At 35.3% G+C, this 23053-nt stretch carries 21 protein-coding genes and 1 riboswitch; of the genes, 12 read left to right on the top strand and 9 right to left on the bottom strand.

Annotation, left to right across the window (positions count from 1 at the left end; all coding sequences use genetic code 11):
* Positions 1-22: 22 nt before the first annotated feature.
* Positions 23-1768, top strand: a complete 1746-nt coding sequence (locus J2S19_RS17140) for a phospho-sugar mutase (RefSeq protein ID WP_307344365.1) — start codon at positions 23-25, stop codon at positions 1766-1768.
* Between the two features lie 163 nt (positions 1769-1931).
* On the opposite strand, the gene J2S19_RS17135 is transcribed toward J2S19_RS17140, so the two are convergent.
* Positions 1932-2177 (bottom strand): YhdB family protein, encoded by a 246-nt coding sequence (locus J2S19_RS17135; protein ID WP_307344364.1) that lies wholly within the window; start codon positions 2175-2177, stop codon positions 1932-1934.
* 272 nt (positions 2178-2449) lie between these two features.
* On the opposite strand from J2S19_RS17135, the gene J2S19_RS17130 reads away from it, so the two are divergent.
* Positions 2450-3379: a M14 family metallopeptidase gene (locus J2S19_RS17130; RefSeq protein ID WP_307344363.1), complete on the top strand. Its 930-nt coding sequence runs from the start codon at positions 2450-2452 to the stop codon at positions 3377-3379.
* Between the two features lie 28 nt (positions 3380-3407).
* The gene (locus J2S19_RS17125; RefSeq protein WP_307344362.1) at positions 3408-3779 is read left to right on the top strand and encodes a DUF3889 domain-containing protein; all 372 of its coding nucleotides are present in this window, start codon (positions 3408-3410) and stop codon (positions 3777-3779) included.
* A gap of 41 nt (positions 3780-3820) precedes the next feature.
* On the opposite strand, the gene J2S19_RS17120 is transcribed toward J2S19_RS17125, so the two are convergent.
* Positions 3821-4261 carry an RrF2 family transcriptional regulator gene (locus J2S19_RS17120; protein WP_307344361.1) on the bottom strand — a complete coding sequence of 147 codons (441 nt, stop codon included), beginning with the start codon at positions 4259-4261 and terminating at the stop codon, positions 3821-3823.
* A gap of 186 nt (positions 4262-4447) precedes the next feature.
* Between J2S19_RS17120 and hmpA the strand changes: the two genes are divergently transcribed.
* Together hmpA and J2S19_RS17110 are read left to right on the top strand one after the other, a co-directional pair.
* Positions 4448-5671 (top strand): NO-inducible flavohemoprotein, encoded by a 1224-nt coding sequence (gene hmpA / locus J2S19_RS17115; RefSeq protein WP_307344360.1) that lies wholly within the window; start codon positions 4448-4450, stop codon positions 5669-5671.
* 135 nt (positions 5672-5806) lie between these two features.
* Positions 5807-7222 (top strand): SpoVR family protein, encoded by a 1416-nt coding sequence (locus tag J2S19_RS17110; protein WP_307344359.1) that lies wholly within the window; start codon positions 5807-5809, stop codon positions 7220-7222.
* 164 nt (positions 7223-7386) lie between these two features.
* Here J2S19_RS17110 and J2S19_RS17105 read toward each other — a convergent pair whose 3' ends face one another.
* A complete protein-coding gene (locus J2S19_RS17105; protein ID WP_307344399.1) occupies positions 7387-7704 on the bottom strand; it encodes a YnfA family protein in 318 nt (105 codons plus the stop codon).
* 362 nt (positions 7705-8066) lie between these two features.
* Here J2S19_RS17105 and J2S19_RS17100 point away from each other — a divergent pair, with 362 nt between their 5' ends.
* A complete protein-coding gene (locus J2S19_RS17100) occupies positions 8067-8918 on the top strand; it encodes a hypothetical protein (RefSeq protein WP_307344358.1) in 852 nt (283 codons plus the stop codon).
* Positions 8919-8986: 68 nt separating this feature from the next.
* On the opposite strand, the gene J2S19_RS17095 is transcribed toward J2S19_RS17100, so the two are convergent.
* A complete protein-coding gene (locus J2S19_RS17095) occupies positions 8987-9844 on the bottom strand; it encodes a Cof-type HAD-IIB family hydrolase (RefSeq protein WP_307344357.1) in 858 nt (285 codons plus the stop codon).
* Positions 9845-10022: 178 nt separating this feature from the next.
* On the opposite strand from J2S19_RS17095, the gene J2S19_RS17090 reads away from it, so the two are divergent.
* The 4 genes from J2S19_RS17090 (at position 10023) to uptA (ending at position 12989) form a co-directional block, all read left to right on the top strand.
* Positions 10023-11009 (top strand): Gfo/Idh/MocA family protein, encoded by a 987-nt coding sequence (locus tag J2S19_RS17090; RefSeq protein ID WP_307344356.1) that lies wholly within the window; start codon positions 10023-10025, stop codon positions 11007-11009.
* A 146-nt stretch (positions 11010-11155) separates the two neighbouring features.
* Positions 11156-11287: a hypothetical protein gene (locus J2S19_RS17085; RefSeq protein ID WP_307344355.1), complete on the top strand. Its 132-nt coding sequence runs from the start codon at positions 11156-11158 to the stop codon at positions 11285-11287.
* 156 nt (positions 11288-11443) lie between these two features.
* Positions 11444-12307 (top strand): YitT family protein, encoded by an 864-nt coding sequence (locus tag J2S19_RS17080; protein ID WP_370875166.1) that lies wholly within the window; start codon positions 11444-11446, stop codon positions 12305-12307.
* A gap of 85 nt (positions 12308-12392) precedes the next feature.
* Complete coding sequence (gene uptA / locus J2S19_RS17075) at positions 12393-12989, top strand: undecaprenyl phosphate transporter UptA (RefSeq protein ID WP_307344353.1); 597 nt, start codon at positions 12393-12395, stop codon at positions 12987-12989.
* A gap of 108 nt (positions 12990-13097) precedes the next feature.
* Here uptA and J2S19_RS17070 read toward each other — a convergent pair whose 3' ends face one another.
* The 5 genes from J2S19_RS17070 to J2S19_RS17050 all read right to left on the bottom strand — a co-directional run bounded on the left by J2S19_RS17070 (position 13098) and on the right by J2S19_RS17050 (position 22143).
* Positions 13098-13859: a MerR family transcriptional regulator gene (locus tag J2S19_RS17070; protein WP_307344352.1), complete on the bottom strand. Its 762-nt coding sequence runs from the start codon at positions 13857-13859 to the stop codon at positions 13098-13100.
* A 312-nt stretch (positions 13860-14171) separates the two neighbouring features.
* Positions 14172-15218, bottom strand: coding sequence for a ribonucleotide-diphosphate reductase subunit beta (locus J2S19_RS17065; protein WP_307344351.1), 1047 nt, complete (start codon positions 15216-15218; stop codon positions 14172-14174).
* 1033 nt (positions 15219-16251) lie between these two features.
* Positions 16252-18540: a ribonucleoside-diphosphate reductase subunit alpha gene (locus J2S19_RS17060; protein ID WP_307344350.1), complete on the bottom strand. Its 2289-nt coding sequence runs from the start codon at positions 18538-18540 to the stop codon at positions 16252-16254.
* 120 nt (positions 18541-18660) lie between these two features.
* Positions 18661-18837: riboswitch (cobalamin riboswitch) on the bottom strand.
* Between the two features lie 278 nt (positions 18838-19115).
* Entirely contained in the window at positions 19116-20483 is a 1368-nt protein-coding gene (nhaC, locus tag J2S19_RS17055) for a Na+/H+ antiporter NhaC (protein ID WP_307344349.1), read from the bottom strand.
* Between the two features lie 355 nt (positions 20484-20838).
* A complete protein-coding gene (locus J2S19_RS17050) occupies positions 20839-22143 on the bottom strand; it encodes a globin-coupled sensor protein (RefSeq protein ID WP_307344348.1) in 1305 nt (434 codons plus the stop codon).
* A 384-nt stretch (positions 22144-22527) separates the two neighbouring features.
* Between J2S19_RS17050 and J2S19_RS17045 the strand changes: the two genes are divergently transcribed.
* Both J2S19_RS17045 and J2S19_RS17040 read left to right on the top strand, forming a co-directional pair.
* Positions 22528-22731, top strand: a complete 204-nt coding sequence (locus J2S19_RS17045) for a hypothetical protein (RefSeq protein WP_307344347.1) — start codon at positions 22528-22530, stop codon at positions 22729-22731.
* Positions 22712-23029 (top strand): YbjQ family protein, encoded by a 318-nt coding sequence (locus J2S19_RS17040; RefSeq protein ID WP_307344346.1) that lies wholly within the window; start codon positions 22712-22714, stop codon positions 23027-23029. Before J2S19_RS17045 ends, J2S19_RS17040 begins: the two co-directional genes overlap by 20 nt.
* Positions 23030-23053: the final 24 nt, after the last annotated feature.

The following is a 23053-nucleotide window of genomic DNA, read 5'->3' as shown; positions in this document are numbered from 1 at the left end:
AAAACAAATCCAGGAGGTAACGATGAGCTGGGAACAAAGCTATAAACGTTGGAGTACAAAACAAGATTTAGATAAGGAATTAAAAGAACAATTAATTGCACTAGATGGTAATCATAAAACATTAGAAGATAGTTTTTATAAAAATTTAGAGTTTGGTACGGGCGGTATGCGTGGAGAAATCGGACCAGGTACGAACCGTATGAATATATACACTGTAAGAAAAGCATCAGAAGGTTTAGCAAAATACATAGTCTCATTCGGTGAGGAAGCTAAAAAACGCGGAGTGGCGATTGCATATGATTCACGTCATAAGTCTCCAGAATTTGCGATGGAAGCTGCGAAAACTTTAGCATCACACGGAATCCAAACATACGTTTTTGAAGAATTAAGACCAACACCGGAATTATCATTTGCGGTTCGTTTTTTAAATGCCTTCTCAGGAATTGTCGTAACAGCTAGTCATAATCCACCCGAATATAATGGTTATAAAGTGTACGGTCATGACGGGGGACAATTACCTCCAGAAGCAGCTGATAAAGTAATTGGTTTTGTTAACGCAGTAGAAGACGAGTTACAAGTAGAAGTAACAGATGAAGCTTCATTAAAAGAGCAAGGACTTATTAAAATGATAGGTGCAGAGATTGATGAGGCTTATACGGAAAAGTTAAAAACAATCTCTGTTAACCCAAGCCTTTCACAAGAAGTAGATGTAAAAATTGTCTTTACACCATTACATGGCACAGCAAATAAGCCAGTACGAAGTGGTCTGAAAGCAATGGGTTATGATAATGTAACGATTGTAAAGGAACAGGAATTACCTGATCCTAACTTCTCAACTGTAAAATCACCTAATCCAGAAGAGCATGAGGCATTTACTTTAGCGATTCGTGAGGGTCAACAAACGAATGCAGACCTTTTAATTGCTACTGACCCTGACGCTGACCGATTAGGGATTGCTGTGAAAAATAAACAAGGTGAATATGTTGTCCTAACTGGAAATCAAACAGGTGCATTACTTCTGCATTATTTATTATCTGAGAAAAAAGAAAAGGGAATTCTGCCAAGTAATGGTGTCGTCTTAAAAACAATTGTTACTTCAGAAATTGGCCGTGATATTGCAAAATCATTTGGCTTAGATACAATTGATACATTAACAGGATTTAAGTTTATTGGTGAGAAAATCAATGAGTATGAGAAATCAGGACAATATGAATTCCAGTTCGGCTATGAAGAAAGTTACGGCTATTTAATTGGGGATTTTGCACGTGATAAAGATGCCGTCCAAGCAGCATTGCTCGCAGTTGAAGTTTGTGCTTACTATAAAAAGCAAGGACTTACTTTATATGAAGGTCTGTTAAAAATCTTTAGTGAATATGGCTATTATAAAGAAGGCTTACAATCACTGACGTTAAAAGGAAAAGAAGGTGCCGAGCAAATCCAAAGCATTCTTCATTCATTTAGAACAACTCCACCAACAGAGGTAGCTGGAAAGAAAATTGTAACTGTTGAGGATTATCAATCAGGTGAACGTCGACAACTGGAAACTGGTGAAGTTAATAAAATTGAGCTGCCAAGTTCGAATGTGTTGAAATATATTTTAGAGGATAATTCATGGTTTTGCCTACGTCCATCAGGTACTGAACCAAAGGCGAAGTTTTACTTCGGTGTGAAGTGTGATACGTTAGAGCAAAGTGAACAACAATTAGCAGAATTATCTTCTGGTGTGATGACAAAAGTAAATGATTTAATTGCTGCATTAACAAAATAAAACCAAAAGGGTGATTAGTGCGAGACCCCTCAACAAATGATAGGCAGAATGAATAGGGTTCACATTCTATCCTGTAAGTTTGAGGGGAGCACTTAGTCACCCTCTTTTAATATTGGCTAAATATTCTAACTGTTACATAGACTACATGTAACAGTTTTTTTTATTATTCAAAAACAGAGTGTGCATATTCCAGTTCTTCAGGTTCAATCGCATGGTCAATATATCTCAGTAAAGAATATAACTGTTTTTCAACTTCTTTATAGTCATGTTCAAAATTATAGGCGTGTAAAAATTGTTCGATTTTTTTTGAAAGAAAATCGTCCTTAGTGCGGACCATTAAAATGAGCAGGTTATCCCACTGAGAACGATGTGTATAGTAAAGAGCTTTGTCATAATCAACAGTGTTCATTCGTTAAATCCCTCCATCTTTTAGGAGATATGATTATTGTATGTGTTTTTGCGATAAACTTTCTGGGCAAAACTTGGTGGTGCGATGAAATAAAGCTTGGAATTGTTTACCCGTTTAAAAGTGAAATAATCAAGAAAAGCTAAAGTACAAAAAGGATGTTGTAACATGATAAAAAAATCTTCATACTCTTACTTTCATTTGCCGTGTATTCATTAACTGTTACATCAAAAGGGTATACAATAGATGCAAATAAAGCTTATACATATAAACAAATGAAAAAGGATATACAAAGCTTAGCAAATAGCCATGATTTAACGGTAAAGTCAATTGGACAATCAGAATTTGGACGAGATATTCTTGCGGTTAAGGTAGGGAAAGGCTCTAACTCTATTCTCATTACTGGTAGTCATCATGGGCGTGAATGGCTTTCAACACATGTATTGATGAAAATGATCGAAGAATATGCAAAAGCATATCAGAGCAAACAGAAGATTTTTGGACATGGGCGGGATATTCTTAATGATGTATCGATTTGGTTCATACCGATGGTGAATCCGGATGGAGTGATGCTACAGCAAAAGGGGGTTGATTCAATGCCATTTCTATTTCAAGAAGTTTATGTAGATATGAATGAGGGGAGTGATGATTTTACCCGTTGGAAGGCAAACGGTTTAGGAGTTGATTTAAATCGGCAATATCCAGCAGGCTGGGAACATATTAAAGAAGATAAAAAATTTGCATCCTATTCTCATTTTAAAGGAAATCAGCCACTTGAATCGAGTGAAACAAGAGCTTTATCCACTTTTACAAACCAGCTGAAGCCATTAGCAGCTGCTGCATATCACACTTCTGGACGTGTGATTTATTGGTATTTCCATAATGAGGTTCAGTATTTAGCTCGTGATATCCAGTTCGTTGATAGTATAGTTCAAAAGACAGGTTATAAAGTAGATTATCCTCCGTTATCAGCAACTGGTGGCGGCTATACTGACTGGTTTATACAAACATACAAACGTCCAGCTGTAACGATTGAATTAAGCTATCCGGTCGAGGAGACAAACCCACCATTGTCAGTATTATCTGAGGAGTGGGAGAGAAATAAAGAAATTGGTATGGTTATTGCTGATTATGCAAGAAAACATATCGATAAAGTGGATAATCCAAACAGTAAAGAGCAAAATAAAAAAGAAAATGAGCAGTAAAATAGTAAATAATATGATGGAGGAACATATGAAAGCTAAGACCGTTTATCGAATCTTTTTTCTATTGGCCACATTTATGATGGTTTTAACTGCAGGTATGAAGGCATATGGTGAACAGCATGTTGAAGAGATTGATTATAAAAAATGGAGTAGACTTGCAATATCGACAGTAAAAGAAGAATACCCTCAATCAGAACTGATTGATTATAAGTATGTGAAACGTGAGGCTGTCAATGAAGAAGAGTCAAAAGATGTATTTCGTATTAAAGTCAACCAACATGGAGAACTTTTTTATGTTAGTGCCGATGTAGTTTTTAATCCAAAAACGGCAAAATTAATTACAGTTAACCTAAAACGAGATGGGGATAATGCTGCACAAACGTCAATTATTTTAGATTAACCATTCGAAGGAGGACTCGATCCTTTCGAATGGTTAATGAATTAATGATTATTCTTAGTGAAATATGAAAAAAGTGAATCTTTGTTTTGAATAATATCTGCTAACGTATATTGGTCTAAAACATCAAAGTAAGCATGTAATGCTTCATTCAAGACATGTTTTAGTCCACATATTGGTGATATCACACAATGTTTATTCTCGTCAAAGCATTCAACAAGATGAAAGTCTTCCTCGGTTCGTCTAATGATTTCTCCTATATTAATGTCTTCAGGTGGATGTGCTAACTTTATTCCACCATTTCTACCTCGTATCGTTTCAATAATGTTCATTTTCCCAAGTTCAAATGTCACTTTCATTAAGTGATTTTTAGAAATTTGATATGCATCAGCAATTTCTTTTATATTGGATAGTTCATCGGATGGCTTAGAGGCCAGAAAAATTAAAACTCGCAACGAGTAATCTGTGTAATTGGTAAGTCTCATTGTTATAACCTCGCACTTTGAGTGAAATAATCGTTTTCTTTATATTATCATAACTATTAAAAAAAGGTAGAAATAAGGGGGTAAATGTGACAGCTTTTTAAAACATCTATATAAATTATTGCCATTTGAAAAAATTGCCTCTATCATAAAGATATATTTAAAATACTTCTTTTAGGGGCTGGTTAAATGTTATCTGAACAAACGATTAAAATTGTAAAATCAACTGCACCAATTTTAGCAGATCGTGGGGTTGAAATCACGACACATTTTTATAAAACAATGTTTGAAGCACACCCTGAATTATTAAATATTTTTAATCATGCAAATCAGAAGCAAGGCCGTCAGCAAACTGCGTTAGCGAATACAGTATATGCAGCAGCTACTTATATTGATCAACTTGAAGTACTACTCCCTGCAGTAAAACAAATTGCTCATAAACACCGTAGCTTAATGGTTAAGAAAGAGCATTATCCAATTGTTGGTGAATTTTTATTAAAGGCAATTAAAGAGGTACTAGGAGAAGCAGCAACAGATGAAATTATTGATGCCTGGGCAGAAGCATATGGTGTCATTGCACAAGTATTTATCGATATTGAAAATGAAATGTATGAAGAGGCAAAAAATAATAAATGGGAAGGTTTTAAAGCCTTTAAAGTAGTTAAAAAACAAAAAGAAAGTTCAATCATTACATCATTTTATTTACAACCAGCAGATGGTTCAACGGTTCCTGCTTTTTCTCCAGGGCAATATGTGACCGTACGCTTATCCGTTGAAGGTGAAGAATATTTATTAAATCGTCAATACAGCTTATCTGATGCACCGAATCAGTCCCATTTAAGAATTTCTGTTAAACGAGAGGGAGAAAACCCAACAACGTTAGGAAAAGTTTCCAACTATCTTCATGACCACATTGGAGAGGGAGATGAAATTGAACTTACTGCACCAGCAGGAGATTTCGTTCTTGATGAAGCATCTGATAAGCCGCTTTACTTAATTAGTGGCGGTGTCGGTATTACACCAATGATGAGTATGTTAAAGAGAACAGCAGACCATAAAGCAAATCGTCCTGTGACCTTTATTCATGCTGCTAAAAATGGAGAAGTACAAGCTTTCCGTACAGAAGTTGAAGAAGCAGTGATTAAATTAACATATTCACAAAAATACTTCATTCTTGAAAATCCTACTGCTGAAGATAGAGAGAATCACCGTTTTGATGCGGAAGGATATTTAGATTCACAAAAATTAAAAGATATTGCAACTGAAACAGATGCCATCTTCTATGTTTGTGGACCGGTTGCGTTTATGAAAAATACAATTGGAAATTTAGCAACAATTGGTGTAAAGGAAGAAAACATTCACTTTGAATTCTTTGGACCATCAATCAATTTAAAAGAATATCAACAAGCATAATGAAAAAGGGTGACTCATAGAGGTCACCCTTTTTACCGTTTAACAAAGTGACTCGTACAAGGTATTGCTCGTTCCTTAGCATCTTTTCCATATTATCCTCATACATTATTGTAAGAAAAGCTTAGGGGGGAGACTATGAAAGAGACTGATCAAAAGGCCCTAGAGTATGCTATAAGTGAAATCACCGAAATTGCCAAAGGCTTTGGGTTAGACTTCTATCCGATGAGATATGAAATATGTCCTGCGGATATTATTTATACATTCGGAGCTTACGGAATGCCAACGAGATTCTCACATTGGAGTTTTGGAAAACAATTTCATAAAATGAAGCTTCAATACGACCTTGGCTTAAGTAAAATATATGAATTAGTCATTAATTCAAATCCATGTTATGCGTTTTTATTAGATACAAATTCGCTTATACAAAATAAGTTAATTGTTGCCCATGTGTTAGCACATTGTGACTTCTTTAAAAATAATTCACGATTTGGAAATACGAAACGAGAAATGGTAGAAAGCATGGCTGCAACAGCAGAACGAATTAAACAATATGAAATTCAATATGGTAGACATGAGGTTGAAACATTTTTAGACGCTGTCTTGTCAATACAAGAACATATTGACCCTTCATTAGTACGACCGAAATTGGCATGGTCAATGGATGATGTGGATGAATACGAGGAGGAAGAACATCGTGTAACTCCATATGATGACCTTTGGAATTTAGATAATAAACAAGAAGAGAAACGACAAGTAAAGAAGAAGAAACGAAAATTCCCTCCTTCTCCTGAGAAGGATTTATTGCTATTCATCGAAGAATATAGTAGAGAACTTGAAGATTGGCAACGTGATATTTTGACGATGATGAGAGAGGAAATGTTATATTTCTGGCCACAGCTCGAAACAAAAATCATGAACGAAGGCTGGGCTTCGTATTGGCACCAACGTATTATTCGAGAATTAGATTTATCTTCAGATGAAGCAATTGAATTTGCTAAATTAAATGCAGGGGTTGTTCAACCTTCTAAAACGAGTATTAATCCTTACTATTTGGGGTTGAAAATATTTGAAGACATTGAAGAACGTTATAATTCTCCGACTGAAGAGATGAAAATGTTTGGTGCTAAGCCGGGTTCAGGTAGAGAAAAAATGTTTGAAGTTCGCGAGGTAGAATCCGATATATCCTTTATTCGAAATTATTTAACAAAGGATTTAGTTATGCGTGAGGATATGTATTTATTCCAAAAGCAAGGACGGGACTATAAAGTTGTTGATAAAGAATGGGAAGCTATCCGTGATCAGCTTGTAAGCATGCGAGTGAATGGAGGTTTTCCATATATTACAGTAAATGACGGTGATTATTTAAAAAACAATGAGCTCTATTTAAAACATTGGTTCGAGGATATTGAACTCGATTTGAAATATTTAGAAAAGGTACTGCCTTATGTTTATCAGCTTTGGGGTCGTCCAGTTCATATGGAAAGTGTGTTAGAAGGTAAGCCTGTGTTATTTTCTTATGATGGCAAAAGTGTTTCGCGGAAATATTTATAGTGAGCATTAAGGAAAAGCATTATTAGATTAGTAGTTGCTTTTCCTTGTTCTTTTCTAATATAACAAATTACCATTGCGAGGTGTAGATATTAATGGTGGACAAGTATGGCTTCAGTTTGCCTAGTTCGACTTATGAATTAAGCATGAAAATAAAGTGAAGCAATCTAATGTCGTGGAGCAAATAAAATGATAGAAACACCGACTAAACATATAGCAGCTCCTAACCAATCATAGAAATCAGGGATTTTTTTATCGACACCCCAGCCCCAAAGTACAGACATTACGATAAAAACGCCACCATATGCAGCATACACCCTTCCGAATGAGGGGAATGCTTGAAATGTTGCGATTACTCCATATAATGCCAATGCAAGGCCTCCAGTAATCCCGTATAAATAGGACCTTCCTTCTCGTAACCATTGCCATATCAAATACCCACCACCAATCTCTGCAAGACCTGCAATTAAAAATAGTGCGACCATCACCAACACTTGAGTACACTCCTTTTTATGTGAAAGTCAGTTGAACATTGTTTGTATTATTCCATACGCAGTTCAAGGCAAGACCCTAACTTCTAAGTAAGAGTATCAACATCTACAATGAACGTTACTGCTTATGTATGAAAATACGTTTTTTAAAGTGTACATCAAATATGTAAAATTATATAGAGAGATTATAATTATGCACTATCGATACTTATGCTTAAGGGTTTACACGCATGTACGAATAGTAATGAGAAATCTGAGAGGCTGTAATAAGTTTATAGATAATGTGCTTTAGTTACATACTAAAGTGAATAATGTAGCAAACTAACTCAATCAATTGTATGCAAAGGATGAAGTAGATGGGCAAATGGATAAAAAAGAACAGAAATGCAATTCCATTCATTATCCTTTTAATTATTCATATCGGTATGCTTGTTATACTGCTTAAAAGAATACAAAACAGACGTCATACAATCGTCTTGTTATTAACGAATATCGGTTTTGCCTATATATTTGAAACAATTGTTTTAAATTTATTCCATGCCTATAGGTATATACCGAAGATTTTTAAAAATAAGTTTCAGGATAATATTATTGGGGCAATATTTTCTCAGGCAATCTATGTTCCAGTAGTTGCCACCTTTATTACTATATTTAAGCTAAACTGGAAATGGAAGCTTTTCTTTACAACGTACTTTGCAATAGTAGAAAGGATATTTATCCATTTAAAAATATTTAAAACAGGGTGGTGGAAAACCTATTATACCTTTGGCCTCATTCTGGTCTATTTTTACATTAGTGATATGTGGAGCTTTTTTCTAAAAAGGCAGATAAAGATTGTTAAGTTCATATCAGATTATATGGCAATCTATTCATTGAGTTTATCTGGTCTATTCATATATGCAACATTAAACCAACTGAAGATTGGCTTTGGGGTAGTCCACACATGGAAGGAACATTTTACTTTTATCCCTATCTATTCATTATTAATAGTTGCCTTACATCTATGGGTAAATAAGGTCAAGAAAGTTTACTTATATGGTATTTGTCAAATCTGTTTTTACCTCATTGATGTGATATTAGTGAAGCTAAGACTAATTAAAAACCAAAAAATTCCCTATCTTCTTTTTCCGTATCATCTATTCATTTTTTATGTTACGAATAAATATATACTCGTAACGAAAAAAGAGCTGATTAAAAACAGCAATTGAAAATAAAAAGCCCAAGAGTTGAGATTACAACTTCTTGGGCTACTTTAGTAATGGTTAAAGCTTGATTGTTATGATTTTAACACATATTTTTCAATCGCGTGTGCAACACCATGTTCATTGTTAGATAATGTAACCACGTCTGCGATTGCTTTCACATCGGGGTCTGCATTTCCCATAGCGATTGAAAGTCCAGCTACATCCATCATTGGAACATCATTAAAGTTATCGCCAATTGCTATAGTATTTTCAATTGGAATCGAGAAATGCTCAGCCATCACTTTAACACCGTTCCCTTTATTACCATTAACATCCATCACTTCAACATTGAACGGACCAGAGGTTGTAATGGAGATACCTTCAATTTCTTCAAGGATTGAAATGAGTTCCATTTTACCTTCAATTGTAGGAATAAAGAATTTTTGAACTGCGATGTCCTTCACTGCGAGAACGTCTTCTATATCGTCAAAAACTTTTGTAAGATTCGTTTCTTTCGGTTGTTCAGTTAAAAATTTATATTCATTTGAAGATAAATTTCCACGGATTTCTTCATTATTCTCTAGGAAAACGTGCATGCGATCAGACCAAGAGGAAATGACATAAATTCCATCGTTCGTATAAACTTTGAAAGGGAATTTCCGATCATTTAAAATACTCGCTACTTTTCTAACATTGTTTTCTGTTAACGATACTTGACTTAGCAGCTCGTTATCCACAACAACCATTGTGCCATTACTTCCTGCTAGTGGGCATGTTAATGGTGTTTGTTTCAGTACAGTTTTAATATCTTCTGGAGCACGGCCGGAACAAATCATCACAATATGGCCTTGTTCTTGGGCTTTTTGAATCGCCTGGATATTTTCCTTTGAAATTTCAATATGAGATGATAATAATGTACCGTCAAGGTCGATGGCAATTAATTTTTTCATTTGGGATAATCTCCTTTTTTATGCTATGTATCTTATCACAGTCTTATTATGACATATTTTGAATGGAGATGAAATGATGGAGAAATTGTCTTTCTTGGATGAAATGTCATGATTACACTTTTTCTTTCTTGAAAAAACAGATATACTTTCCATTAGGATACAGATTGGAGGATGACAAATGGTACGATTCGGAGTAATAGGTACTAACTGGATTACAGAACGATTTATTGAGGCAGCAAAAATAGATGGGGACTTCTCCTTAACAGCTGTATACTCTAGAACGGAAGAAAAAGCGAAAGAATTTGCTGAGAAATATGAAATACGACATACATATACGGATTTAACAGCGTTTGTATCAAGCCGTGAATTTGATGCGGTATATATTGCAAGTCCAAATTCCTTTCATGCTAGTCAAGCGATTATGTGCATGGAGCACGGCAAACATGTTTTATGTGAAAAGCCTATGGCTTCAAATGCAAAGGAAGTTTCAGAGATGATTCAAGTTGCAGAGAAGCAATCGGTTGTATTGATGGAGGCAATGAAAACAACAGTATTGCCAAATTTTCTATCTATCCAAAAGCATCTAAATAAAATTGGGAAAATCCGTCGCTATGTTGCAAGTTATTGTCAGTATTCATCACGCTATGATAAATATAAGGAAGGAATCATATTAAACGCATTTAATCCGAAATTTTCGAATGGTTCCCTTATGGATATCGGCATATATTGTGTTTACCCTGCGGTAACTTTGTTTGGTAAACCAAAACAGGTCCAAGCGACAAGTTATATGCTTGAATCAGGTGTTGATGGAGAAGGTAGTATGCTCCTTACATATGATGATATGGATGCCGTCATTACGTATTCAAAAATCACAGACTCCGCATTACCTTCTGAAATACAAGGTGAAGAAGGGACTATTATCATTGATAAAATTCATACACCAGAGAATGTTACGATACACTATCGTGATGGTTCAGTTGAAAATATTACTGTCGAACAGAATGCGCATAGTATGTATTATGAGGTAAAGGAATTTATCGAGTTAATCAATAGCAACAAGCTACAATCAATCCAAAATTCTCATGAAAATTCCTTACAAACTGCAAAGATTATTGAGGAAGCTAGAAGACAAATTGGATTAATATATCCAGCAGATAAGGATTAATTTAAGTTATCTTTCAAAGTGAAGCTGTTTCGTAAAAGAGTGATACTCTTTTACTGAAACAGCTTCTTTTTATGATTCGAATAGAATAAAGGGAATTGGACAAACTATGCCATGACAAAAATTAGTTAGGAAAGGTGTAGAAAACTTTGGCTAAACGAGATAGTCATAAAAATCAGCAAAAGAAAATGAAAAAAGCAAGTGATGCAATTAATACAGAAAAAGATTTCGGTAATGATTTAGCAGAAAGCAACTTTAATGAGAAGAAATCAAGAAAATAATGAGAATACAAAAAGTGGCTATATAACTGAACATTAGTTTGAGCCACTTTTTGCGCCTTTACGGTCAAATGAAAAACTACTCAACTGATGTAGCAGGTTGATATGTAAGGAGGATAATGAAATATGTCCGAATTAACAATCCAATTAAAGGAACAAATGAAAAAACATCAAGGTTTTACAAAAGTGAAATTAGCAGAACGCGCTTTGTTTATCATCATCGGTGCAGTTTTAATGGCGATTGGACTGGAAGTTTTTTTAGTGCCAAATCAAATCATTGATGGCGGTATAGTAGGGATTTCAATTATTCTTGCTCACATCCTTGGCTGGAAGTTAGGAATTATTATCTTTTTATTGAATATTCCTTTCTTCATTCTATGTTACAAACAGATTGGGAGCACTTTTACGTTATCCACTTTGTTTGGAATCATCATCTTATCGGTTGCAACTACACTGTTTCATTCTGTACCTGCTTTTACTAACGATTTAATATTAGCTACTGTATTTGGTGGATTACTATTAGGTGCTGGTGTAGGATTGGTCATTCGCAACGGCGGATCATTAGACGGTACAGAAATATTGGCAATCCTTGCAACAAAGAAACTTCCCTTTTCTGTCGGTGAGATCATTATGTTTTTTAATATCTTTATTCTAGGAAGTGCAGGATTTGTTTTTGGGTGGAACCGTGCGATGTATTCGTTAATAACCTATTTCATCGCATTTAAAACGATTGATATCATCATAGAAGGATTTGATGAGTCAAAATCCGCGTTTATCATCAGCGAAAACTATCAAACAATTGGAGATGCGATTTTAAAGACATTAGGTCGTGGAGTAACTTTTTTAAAAGGAGAAGGTGGGTTCTCAGGTGATAATAAAAAGGTAATCTTTTGTGTCATATCTCGTCTAGAAGAGGCTAAATTGAAAGCAATCATTGAGGATAAGGATCCGGGTGCCTTTTTAGCGGTGACGAACATTGCTGAGGTTCGTGGCGGGCGTTTCAAAAGAAAAGATATTCATTAAGTAGACTGATATTTTTCAATGGTCTTTCATACGATAGTAAGGACAAGGTACTTGAAATAAGTGATAGGGGTGGTGAAGCATAATTGTGGAAAATATTATTCTGCAAGCTTTAGAATGGCTCACAGACTTAGGCTATATAGGAATTGCTTTAGGATTAATGCTGGAAGTTATCCCGAGTGAGATAGTATTAGGTTACGGCGGATATATGATCGTGACTGGTAAAATCGGTTTTATAGGTGCAGTTATCGCAGGTGTTGTTGGTGGAACGATAGCTCAGTTATTTTTATACTGGCTAGGGAGTTATGGCGGACGTCCATTCTTAGAGAAATATGGTAAGTTTCTTCTTTTGAATAAACATCACTTGGATGTGTCAGAAACATGGTTTGAAAAATATGGAACTGGTGTTATCTTTGGGGCACGTTTTATCCCTGTAGTAAGACATGCGATTAGTATACCAGCTGGTATTGCGAAAATGTCACTTTGGAAATTCACAATTTATACCGTTCTGGCAATGATACCATGGACAATCTTCTTTTTGTACTTAGGAGTAGAATTAGGGAGTAACTGGATGCACATAAAGGAAGTAGCAAAACCATACTTAATTCCAATGATGAGTTTTGCAGTTATTGCTGGATGTACATATGTACTAGTGAAAAAATTTAAAAGACCGCGAACGACTTAAATATGAAATTTAATAGGTGACACATAACAAGAAGGTCAGACTCCTTTTATACAGTGGTATTTATTGGAGGAGTCAGACCATTTTGAGTATGTTCATATAGGCTTTATTTTACTTTCCTACGTAACTATGGATGGCATCACGTAGAAATTTTGCGCCACCTTCGACTTCTTTATCATAATAGTTAGAAAAGCGCTCGTCAGCTACATACATGTCTGCAAGTCCCGCATGTGCTTCTTTCGAGTAGTCAGACCATGTAAACATAAGCCAATCTTTATGTTTTTCAGCAAGGCGGTGTCCCAGATCAGAACTAGGGCCACAATTAGTAGAAACTGCATCTTTAAGCAATTGACGTATCTCGGTTTCTGTAGCAGTCATTTTCTGATATGCCTCTTCGGTCATGCCCATTAATTTAGCATTGCTTTTATCAACTTTATCATCACCATATGTTTCACGGATTTCTTTCCCGTACTTTGCTTCATTTTCCTTTATCATCTTTTCCTTTAATCCTTCAAACTTTTCATTTACGCTCATGTGTAAACCTCCTTGTAAATTTGAGATCGTTTTTTCGATGGTTGCTAAAATTTTGTCAAGGCGGTCTCGCTTCTGGCTTAGCTGGTTATAATGGTTTCTCAATGCTACTGTTTCATCGAAGCAAGGGTCATGAATAATCTCATTAATCTCTTCAAGACTTACATCTAGCTCTCGATAAAATAAAATTTGCTGTAATAGATTTACTTCTGTTTCAGTGTATATTCTATAACCAGATGAATTTATTCTCGCTGGTTTCAACAGACCGATTTCGTCATAATAACGAAGTGTACGGCCACTAACTCCAGATAACTGTGCCAATTGTTTAACTGTATACTCCATGAAAAACCTCCTGACATCTTTATCATAAACGTTTACGTAACGTTAAGGTCAATACATATAAAATGAAAAGATTTACTCAAGTATAATACCAAAAAGGGAGAGAACATAAAAAAAAGACCAAACTAGGCCTTTTCCTCATGGTTTAGGAAATTATAAAATTCTTCTACTGTGGATAAGTGCTTCAACATCCAGCTCCAGCGCCTAGTCCATCTAGGTCATAAGCCACTAAAGAATTGAAGACCAAGAACGTCTTCTATTCTTTAGCGTCTTATTTGCCCTAGGCTGATTAAGGCGCCCCGAGCTTTTGTTCTTTTATAAATCGTCAAACCCATTATCAACATGGTTAACTTTTGTATATTGTCTTGATTTTTGTTCGAAGAAATCGGATTTACCTAAATCTACTTCTTCATATGCTTTTATCCATTTCAGTGGATTAGAACGATATCCTTCATAAGGACGTTCAAAGCCGAGCTGATGACAACGAACATTTGCATAAAATTTAATATAATCTTCTACATCTTTAAAATTGATGCCATCGATTTTATTACCGATAATTGTGCGACCCCACTCAATTTCTAGTTCTGCAGCTTTCATAAATGTTTCTTTAACGAAAGAAGCAAGTTCCTCTGTTTGATATTGAGGGTTTTCCTGTAATACTTCTTTGAAAATTTTCACAAATAAATCAACATGAATTTGCTCATCACGGTTTATATAATTAATCATCGTACTCGTTGCAACCATTTTCTGATTTCTAGCTAAATTATAGAAGAAGGCAAACCCTGAATAGAAAAATAATCCTTCAAGAATGACATCATAAACAATTGATTTCAGTAAATTTTCAACCGTTGGATGTTCGGCAAAGTCTTGGTAGCCGTTCGTGACAAACTCATTGCGTTTCCTTAAAGTCGGCTCACTACGCCAATATTCAAATACTTCATCCTGCACCTGTTTTGGGACAAGGCTTGAGAGTACATAGGAATAGGAGTGATTATGAATGACTTCTTGTTGTGCAAGAATAATCATTAACGCATTCATACTCGAGTCAGTTAAATAATCAGCAACTTTACCTGCATAATCAGTTTGAATGCTATCAAGTAATGCAAGCAAACCGATTATTTTTAGGAAGGCATCTTTTTCATCGTTAGTTAAGGATGGGTATTGCTTCGCATCTTGTGCCATGTTAATTTCAAACGGTGTCCAAAAATTAGCGAGCATTTTTTTATATTTTGGGTATGCCCATGAGTATGCAACATCATCCCAGTTTAAGACATTTGAACTTTCGCCGTTAATAATTGAAGTAGACCGATTTGGAGCACTCGCATCCATCATTTTTCGTTTCGATAATAATATTTCAGACATGAATCATTACACCCTTTTTATATATTATTGAGTTTATAATAAGTTGTTTTAGTAAGGCTGTTTCCGTAAGCATTGTTGCTCTTTAATGAGTTGTTGTTCAGGGTTGATTTCCGCACCGAACAGCCACAATTTTTAAGAAATGAGAGGATGAGACAAAAGGTTTTAAAGACAAGAATAATACGAACTATTAGATGAGATATCAATACAACCTTCGTGTTGTTTTTACAGGGTTGATGTTCTGGGTGATTTCCACTGCAGTACTCGCTTTCCGCGGGGTGGGTGATGAGCCTGTCTAGCTCCGACGGCTACCCGCTATCAAACTTCAGGTCATCTCCCTACGATAAGTCATCATCGATTCTCCATTCGGCTCATCGTGATTCCTTTATCTCAGTCGATGCCCCTCCAGTTTGTACGTCGATGGGCAAGCCGCCTACGCTTTTCGTACTCCTCGGAGTAAACTCCTGCATGAGTCTCACCTCTCCCACGCATGAGACCACTGAAAAAGTCTTGTTTATAGAAAAATAGAATATATCTTACAGAGTTGACGTTCAGTTTGGTTTCCGCTGCAGTACTCGCTTTCCGCGGGGTGGGTGCTGAGCCTCCTCAGCGTAAACGCCTGCGGGGTCTCAGCTCTCCCACGCATCCCGCAGGAGTCTCGCACTTCCGCTCCAACCAAACTTTACGTAGGATAAGCACATTAAATGTACAATAAATTGCTTAAAACTAGATACTTATCTGAAATCAGTATACTTTTTCAGTGGCTTCCCACGCATCCCGCAGGAGTCTCTTCAGCTCCAATCAACCTTTACAAAATTTGAACATTGAACCCCTAAAAACAATGTTCGTATTTAACTATGGTTTTTTTGGTATGTCCCAGCCTCAATGTATAAAGCTCTTTTCATAGGCCTAATATTCTCCAAAATCTGTTAGAGTTTGGTTTGGAGAGGTCTTTTAGTTCATATATCTAGCCACACTCAATTGGCCCCTAATCTCGTAAAATTTTGTAACTTAAGCAACCTAAATATGCTTAGAATTAGCTAGCGCAAGAATCACATTCTTCAATCGTGCTAGAGGTTGAACGTATATAATAAGTTGTCTTTAGCCCTTCATTCCATGCAGTTAAATGTAAGTCTAATAATTCCTTTGCTTTAATTGTATTTTGAACATATAGATTAAAAGATATTGCTTGGTCAATATGACGTTGACGTGCAGCATTTTGCTTTATGCTCCAACGTTGGTCGATGAAATAAGCTGATTTATAATACCAAGTTGTTGTTGGACTTAAATCAGGGACAGTGACAGGAATTTTATAATCTTTCTTTTCCTCTGAATATACTTTTTGGAAGATCGGGTCAATGCTTGCTGTACTTCCAGCTAATATCGAAGTTGAAGCATTAGGTGCAACGGCCATTAAATAACCATTTCGAATACCGTAAGCCTGTATTTGTTCTTTCAGTACATCCCAATCTAAGGTACTTGTTGCAGATTCGTAACCTTTTTTCTGGAAGTATAACCCGGTTTGCCAATCAGACCCTTCGAACACAGGGTATGAGCCTTTTTCGATTGCAAGGTGCATACTAGCTTGAATAGTTAAATAGGCAATTTTTTCATATAATTTGTCAGCGTAGTTTACAGATTCATCATCTTCCCATTTTAATTGTTTTAAGGCTAATAAATGATGCCAGCCAAACGTACCTAAACCGATTGCCCGGTACTTTTGATTTGTTAATTTTGCTTGAAGTACAGGAATCGTGTTTAAATCAATGACATTATCAAGCATGCGGACTTGTATTGGTATTAATGCCTCGAGAACATCCTCAGTTACTGCTTTTGCAAGATTAATAGAGGAGAGGTTACATACGACAAAATCTCCAGGTGTTTTAACAGTAATGATTTTTCCGTCTTCAGTGTATTGTTCTTCAACAACTGTTGGACTTTGATTTTGTGTAATTTCTGTACAAAGGTTACTACAGTAAATCATTCCTTGATGAGAGTTAGCATTTTGTCTATTTACTTCATCACGATAAAACATGTATGGTGTACCAGCCTCTAATTGGCTAATCATTATCCGTTTCATAATTTCGATAGCAGGTACTTTTTCCTTTGATAACTGCTCATTACGGACGCATTGCCAATACTTTTCCCGGAAGCTTCCATTGCCTTTTTCTTCGTCAAAGAAATCTTCAAGGCTGTAACCCATTACTTGTCGTACTTCATGTGGGTCGAATAAATACCAATCACCACGGTTTTCGACTTGTTCCATAAACACATCGGGAATACAAACACCTGTAAATAAATCGTGTGTACGCAACCGTTCATCGCCATTGTTTAGCTTCGCATCGAGGAAAGAAAATATATCTTTATGCCAGACATCTAAGTAAACAGCAATTGCGCCCTTACGCTGACCAAGCTGGTCAACGCTTACAGCTGTATTATTAAGCTGCTTCATCCAAGGGATAACACCTGAGGAAACTCCTTTAAAGCCTTTAATATCACTGCCACGACTTCTAACCTTTCCTAAGTAAGCCCCGATACCGCCACCAGATTTGGATAAATTAGCAATGTCAGTGTTACTATCAAATATTCCTTGGAGACTATCATCAATCGTATCAATAAAGCAACTAGATAATTGTCCGATCGGTTTACCAGCATTTGATAGAGTAGGAGTAGCGACAGTCATATATAGGTTACTCATAGCCCAGTAAGCTTGTTGAATGTGTGTAAGTCGCTTTTCCTTTTGTTCCTTTTCCATGAGGGTCATCGCAATAATTAAAAATCTTTCTTGCGGTAGTTCATATAAATTTTTTGAAAAGTCACGTGTGAGATAACGGTCTGCTAACGTTCGCAATCCGATATATGTAAAGAGTAAATCACGGTCAGCCTGTAAGAATGAACCGATTTTTTCTATTTCTTCTTTCGTATAGCTTTCAATTAATTTTTTATCGTATAGCCCTTTGTTTACCAATGAATGAATAAGATCGTAAAAGCTTCCATACTTTACCTTCTTATCAAATCCTCGATTATTAGCAGCCTCTTTGTATAACTTTTGTAAGTATATTTGTGCACAAAAAAAGGTCCAATCCGGTTCATTTTCGTCTATACGGGATAAGCCTTCCAAAATAAGGATGTTTGTAATTTGCTCTTTCGTAAATGATTCTCTTTGCTTAATTATGTTTAAGATTCGTTCAACATAATCGTCGATTACTAGATTCGGAAAGTGTTTATGAATATTTTTTATATATGAGGTTAATCTCGTTTCATCAAATGGGGTTTGTATATTCTTTTCATCTAAAATATATGGCTTACTTAATGTGATTGACATTGTTTTCCCTCCATCTATTATCTGTTCGGGGAATAAATGAACAAACGACAGATAAGAAAACAGGAGATTGACCTGAAAACCAAACTATCGTTTCCTCTTCTCATTCCCCGGAGAAATTGAAACTTTAGCAAATAATAGGCAGGTCTCCTGGCTCTTGATCATCCTACATTGAGTCCTTCCCATACAATGAGTACAGTGGATTCCTCAGGTTCGTCACAATTACAGTTGCGGGGACAGCTCTGGATTTTCACCAGATTCCCTTTTAAGCAAAAATGCACCAATTATTCGCAAAAGATACAATATATAGTTGTTTAACACTCAAATCTATCAATATATAGATTTGAGTGTTCTATTATCAATCATATAGGAGATAGATAAATTAATCAACAAATAGTTTGGATTTGTCGAAATTTATAGAAAAAGCTGATTACTAATTTGTCAGTATAAAATTTGTTCCTTTTTTAGTGTCTAGCAACAGCACTTAGCCCCGAAAGGTAAAAGCCGCAAATGAAATGAAGACAAAAAACATCTTCTCTTCATTTAAGACTTATCCTTTTTGGGGCTGTTCGATGCGCTTACGCTTTTCTTATTGCAAAACCATAAATAATCGTAAATAGAGGAGATAAATATAAAAAGAATGCAAAAGGTAAATAATTAATTACACTAACTTCTAACGTTTGTGCAAAAAAGGCGCCACTAACGGCCCACGGAATTAATGGATTCATTAATGTTCCAGCATCTTCAAGTGTACGAGATAAGTACTTTCTTTTAATATTCATTTGATCATATAAACCTCTAAACGATTGCCCTGGAATTAATATTGATAAATACTGTTCACCTGTAAGTAAATTTACGCCAAAAGAGGATGCTGCTGTAGATAAAATAAGGTGTCCCTTTGTTTTAACGCGACTAATCAGACCATTTAATATTATAGGAATGATTTTTAATACATCGAGTAATCCACCAAATGCAAAGGCAATAAGAATGAGGGAGATTGACCACATCATTGATTGCAGGCCACCCCTGTTTAACATCGTCATGATTTGATTATTGTCGATTGCATACGTTGTGCCGTTCTGTAAGACAGCTAGAAACTGATTCAACGGGACACCTTGGGTGAACCATGCAGTAATACCTGCTGTAATAATTCCGATTACTAAAGAGGGAATAACAGAAACTCTTTTCATTGCTAAAATGATGACTAGTATAGGTGATAATAAAGTTAATAAGCTCGTGTCAAAAAGATTTTCTATTACGTTAATCATATTAGAGATATTTGTAAATGAAGCCGTTTCAATCGTTTCCGTTTTGCCTAGCACGAAAAAAATGATTGCTGTAATGGCGATGGAAGGTATCGTTGTCTTTGCCATATGGCGGATATGTGTAAACAATTCAACTGAACCTACTCCTGAAGCGAAATTTGTAGTATCTGACATTGGCGACATTTTATCACCAAAGCAAGCTCCTGATATGATTGCACCTGCAACCCACTCTACTGGTAATCCAACTGCAATTCCTGCTCCCATTAATGCAACACCAACTGTACTAACTGTTGTAAAAGAACTGCCGACTAAACTGGATATGACCATACATGAGAATAATGTTGTTAAGAGGAGATAGCTAGGATTAATTACCTTTAATGCATAGACGATAACAGTAGGAATTGTTCCACTGCTCATCCATGCTCCAATTAAGATACCGATAAGAGCTAAAATAATTATCGGCTGCACACCACTTTGAATTCCCTTTATTATTCCTTTTTCAAGCTCACCCCATTTGTATCCCTTTATTAAACCGATAACTGTTACGAATACAATACATGTTAATAGGGCAATATGTGGTTCAGTATGTAAAAGAAAGAGACTGCTAAAGATAACAGCTAAAATAATAGCTATAATCAGTAAACTATCTATAAATTGAAACTGTTTTTGTGAATTATTCATTTTTTACTCCTTAAAGAAGATATAATACGTAACTTTATAACTTAAACGCTTTTATGCATAAAAGTATTATATCAATCTAGTAATGGAAGTCAATTGTTTAAAGGAAACATTCAAAGAGGAGGATAAGAATAATTATAATTGTATAATGTTTTGGTTATCTGTATTGAAAACTCCTCTTAATTACAGAATAATCAGTGGAAAAAAGGGGGGATGTCATGTAGATAAAAGTAAGGAATTCCAAATCCTTATAGTTGTTCAATACTGGGTTATTATATTTTGAAATATTCAATCATGATAAACTTTCGAAAATATAAAGGTGAGCCTCATTGATATTAAAATGAGGCTTACCTTTCTATCAAATATTTTCAGCTAAATCCTTTAAACCTTCAGATGTTTCAGCAATTTGATTAATTGATTTTGATACAACATCGATAATATCTGAAAAATTTGCCAAGTCAATTTTTGATTGCTCACTTTGCTGTTTATTACTGTTCACGATGTTTAAAATGGAGTCAAAAAAGGTAGTCATACTTTCCATTTCAGTTGTGCCTTTTGTAGATAAATCAGCAACTTGATTAATAGCTTTTGAAATATGATCAATTTGTGCATGGATATTCGTAATTAAACCCGAAACACCTTGTACAGATTTTTTTGTTTCCTCTGCCAGCTTCCTAACTTCATTTGCTACAACAGCAAACCCTTTTCCATATTCCCCAGCACGAGCCGATTCAATTGCTGCATTTAAAGCAAGTAAATTCGTTTGCTCAGCAATTGAAGTAACAATGGATACGACATGGTTAATTTGTTCAGATGTATGTTCTAGTTGAGTCATTTGTTTTAACACTGCTTCAGTATGTGTTTCAATCGTTAGCATTAACTCGTTTTGGTTTGCTAAGTCAGTTTTTCCTTTTAAGGCTTGGTCTTCAGCTGTCGAAGCAACTTCAAGATTATTGATTGCGTTGTGAGCAATCTCTCTAGATTTTCCTAGCACTTCTTGTATCGAGGCATTCGTATCCTCACTTGCATTTGCTAATATACTCGCAAGTTTCGTTACTTCCTGTCTAATCGCTTCCTTCTCAGCCTCATTTTTACTACGGACTGCATCATATTCTTTATCGTATGCTTCAAGAACGATTTGCTGTTCAAGACTGATTATTTTTGTACAGCTTTGAATTGTTTCGAGAAGCTCTAGCTTCGATTCAATATAAGGTTCAATTGTTTCGAGTACTTTTGCTAGTAATGGCTGAAAGGCTGCCATATACCACTTTGCCTCCAAGCCTATTTTCACATGGATATACGCAATCTTTTGAATACGTGCAACATCGACTTCCGTAAATTGACCTGAGAACATTGAAATAATATGTTTTTGCAATGTTTGTTTTAATTTTTCAACAGAACTATGTTTGTTTATGATTGAGATAAGTGCCTTTTCAGACTCAAAGGACTGATAAAAGGCATCAACGATATCGTCAATATTATCTTCAATATAAGGTTTTAGGCGATTGATTCGATACAAATCATTTTCTGTAAAATGAATCATTTCTATTTGTCTTATTAGAGAAGGATTCTGTATTGATAAGTCAACTCTAGTAGTTGTTGTTTCAAATGTACCAGCACTTAGTTCTAGCTCTTTTTTTCGATTGAAATTAAAAAAACCCATAATATAACTCCTTTATAAACAGATAATATATATATCGGCATAATTTGTATTTTTTTAAATAATTTGAAGAAAAATACAGAACAGTACAAAACTTGTAAGAGAGATGCGGAGTATTGGGTTTCATGGATAGGTTGAATCGTAAGAAATATCACTGCAATGAATCGAGACCACCTCATCTAACTTAATGTTCTACCATCGTTCCCATACAAATGCTGATTTACGCATATAAATTCCAGCCTCCTAGCTCTTAATTGCCTCGAGTTTTAGACCATTAATGATTCTTCGTAAATCGCAACTATTTATATGAAAACAACAATAAAAAAGATTCTGTTTCATATGAAAAAAAGCTATAGTTGTAATATAGAATGTGGAAGGATGTTAGAGGTGGAAAAAGTAAAATACATTAGTATGATTATAGCCGTCTTTACGCAGATTATCGGTATTATCTTTTTGTTTATACATTTGCAAACAGCATTAATTCTTTTTGTTATTTATGGTATTTCGTTAGCTGTTCTATTATTAGCTTTACTTAGGTTAAGACTAAAAGAAAAAAAGGAGGATGAAAGTAATGATTATCGTGACTACTGAAACAGTACCTGGTAAACAAACGAAGGAATTGAAAGGATTTGTAAGAGGAAGTACAGTTCAATCAAAACATATTGGGAAAGATATTATGGCAGGTTTAAAAACAATTGTAGGTGGAGAGTTAGGAGAATATACAGAAATGATGGAAGAGGCAAGAAAGAAAGCCATTGGGAGAATGGTTGAAGATGCAAAACAAAAAGGTGCAAATGCAATCGTCTGTATGAGGTTAGAATCATCTGCTGTGATGCAAAATGCTTCTGAAATTATTGCATATGGAACAGCAGTTGTCGTTGAAGAGTAAAATTGATTGAAGGGAGCTTATGTA

It is taken from the genome of Metabacillus malikii, from assembly GCF_030813355.1.
Taxonomy (GTDB): Bacteria; Bacillota; Bacilli; order Bacillales; family Bacillaceae; genus Metabacillus; species Metabacillus malikii.
This window is presented reverse-complemented; position numbering and strand designations above follow the sequence as displayed.

What these genes read in the sequence shown, in the direction of transcription:
- J2S19_RS17110 (WP_307344359.1), top strand. Translation starts at nt 5,807, where the DNA reads ATGAAAGAGACTGATCAAAAGGCCCTAGAGTATGCTATAAGTGAAATC.
- J2S19_RS17060 (WP_307344350.1), bottom strand. Translation starts at nt 18,540, where the DNA reads ATGTCAATCACATTAAGTAAGCCATATATTTTAGATGAAAAGAATATA.
- J2S19_RS17135 (WP_307344364.1), bottom strand. Translation starts at nt 2,177, where the DNA reads ATGAACACTGTTGATTATGACAAAGCTCTTTACTATACACATCGTTCT.
- J2S19_RS17040 (WP_307344346.1), top strand. Translation starts at nt 22,712, where the DNA reads ATGATTATCGTGACTACTGAAACAGTACCTGGTAAACAAACGAAGGAA.
- J2S19_RS17105 (WP_307344399.1), bottom strand. Translation starts at nt 7,704, where the DNA reads ATGGTCGCACTATTTTTAATTGCAGGTCTTGCAGAGATTGGTGGTGGG.
- J2S19_RS17120 (WP_307344361.1), bottom strand. Translation starts at nt 4,261, where the DNA reads ATGAGACTTACCAATTACACAGATTACTCGTTGCGAGTTTTAATTTTT.
- J2S19_RS17130 (WP_307344363.1), top strand. Translation starts at nt 2,450, where the DNA reads ATGAAAAAGGATATACAAAGCTTAGCAAATAGCCATGATTTAACGGTA.
- J2S19_RS17090 (WP_307344356.1), top strand. Translation starts at nt 10,023, where the DNA reads ATGGTACGATTCGGAGTAATAGGTACTAACTGGATTACAGAACGATTT.
- J2S19_RS17070 (WP_307344352.1), bottom strand. Translation starts at nt 13,859, where the DNA reads ATGGAGTATACAGTTAAACAATTGGCACAGTTATCTGGAGTTAGTGGC.
- J2S19_RS17140 (WP_307344365.1), top strand. Translation starts at nt 23, where the DNA reads ATGAGCTGGGAACAAAGCTATAAACGTTGGAGTACAAAACAAGATTTA.
- J2S19_RS17125 (WP_307344362.1), top strand. Translation starts at nt 3,408, where the DNA reads ATGAAAGCTAAGACCGTTTATCGAATCTTTTTTCTATTGGCCACATTT.
- nhaC (WP_307344349.1), bottom strand. Translation starts at nt 20,483, where the DNA reads ATGAATAATTCACAAAAACAGTTTCAATTTATAGATAGTTTACTGATT.
- J2S19_RS17100 (WP_307344358.1), top strand. Translation starts at nt 8,067, where the DNA reads ATGGGCAAATGGATAAAAAAGAACAGAAATGCAATTCCATTCATTATC.
- J2S19_RS17050 (WP_307344348.1), bottom strand. Translation starts at nt 22,143, where the DNA reads ATGGGTTTTTTTAATTTCAATCGAAAAAAAGAGCTAGAACTAAGTGCT.
- hmpA (WP_307344360.1), top strand. Translation starts at nt 4,448, where the DNA reads ATGTTATCTGAACAAACGATTAAAATTGTAAAATCAACTGCACCAATT.
- J2S19_RS17065 (WP_307344351.1), bottom strand. Translation starts at nt 15,218, where the DNA reads ATGTCTGAAATATTATTATCGAAACGAAAAATGATGGATGCGAGTGCT.
- J2S19_RS17080 (WP_370875166.1), top strand. Translation starts at nt 11,444, where the DNA reads ATGAAAAAACATCAAGGTTTTACAAAAGTGAAATTAGCAGAACGCGCT.
- J2S19_RS17095 (WP_307344357.1), bottom strand. Translation starts at nt 9,844, where the DNA reads ATGAAAAAATTAATTGCCATCGACCTTGACGGTACATTATTATCATCT.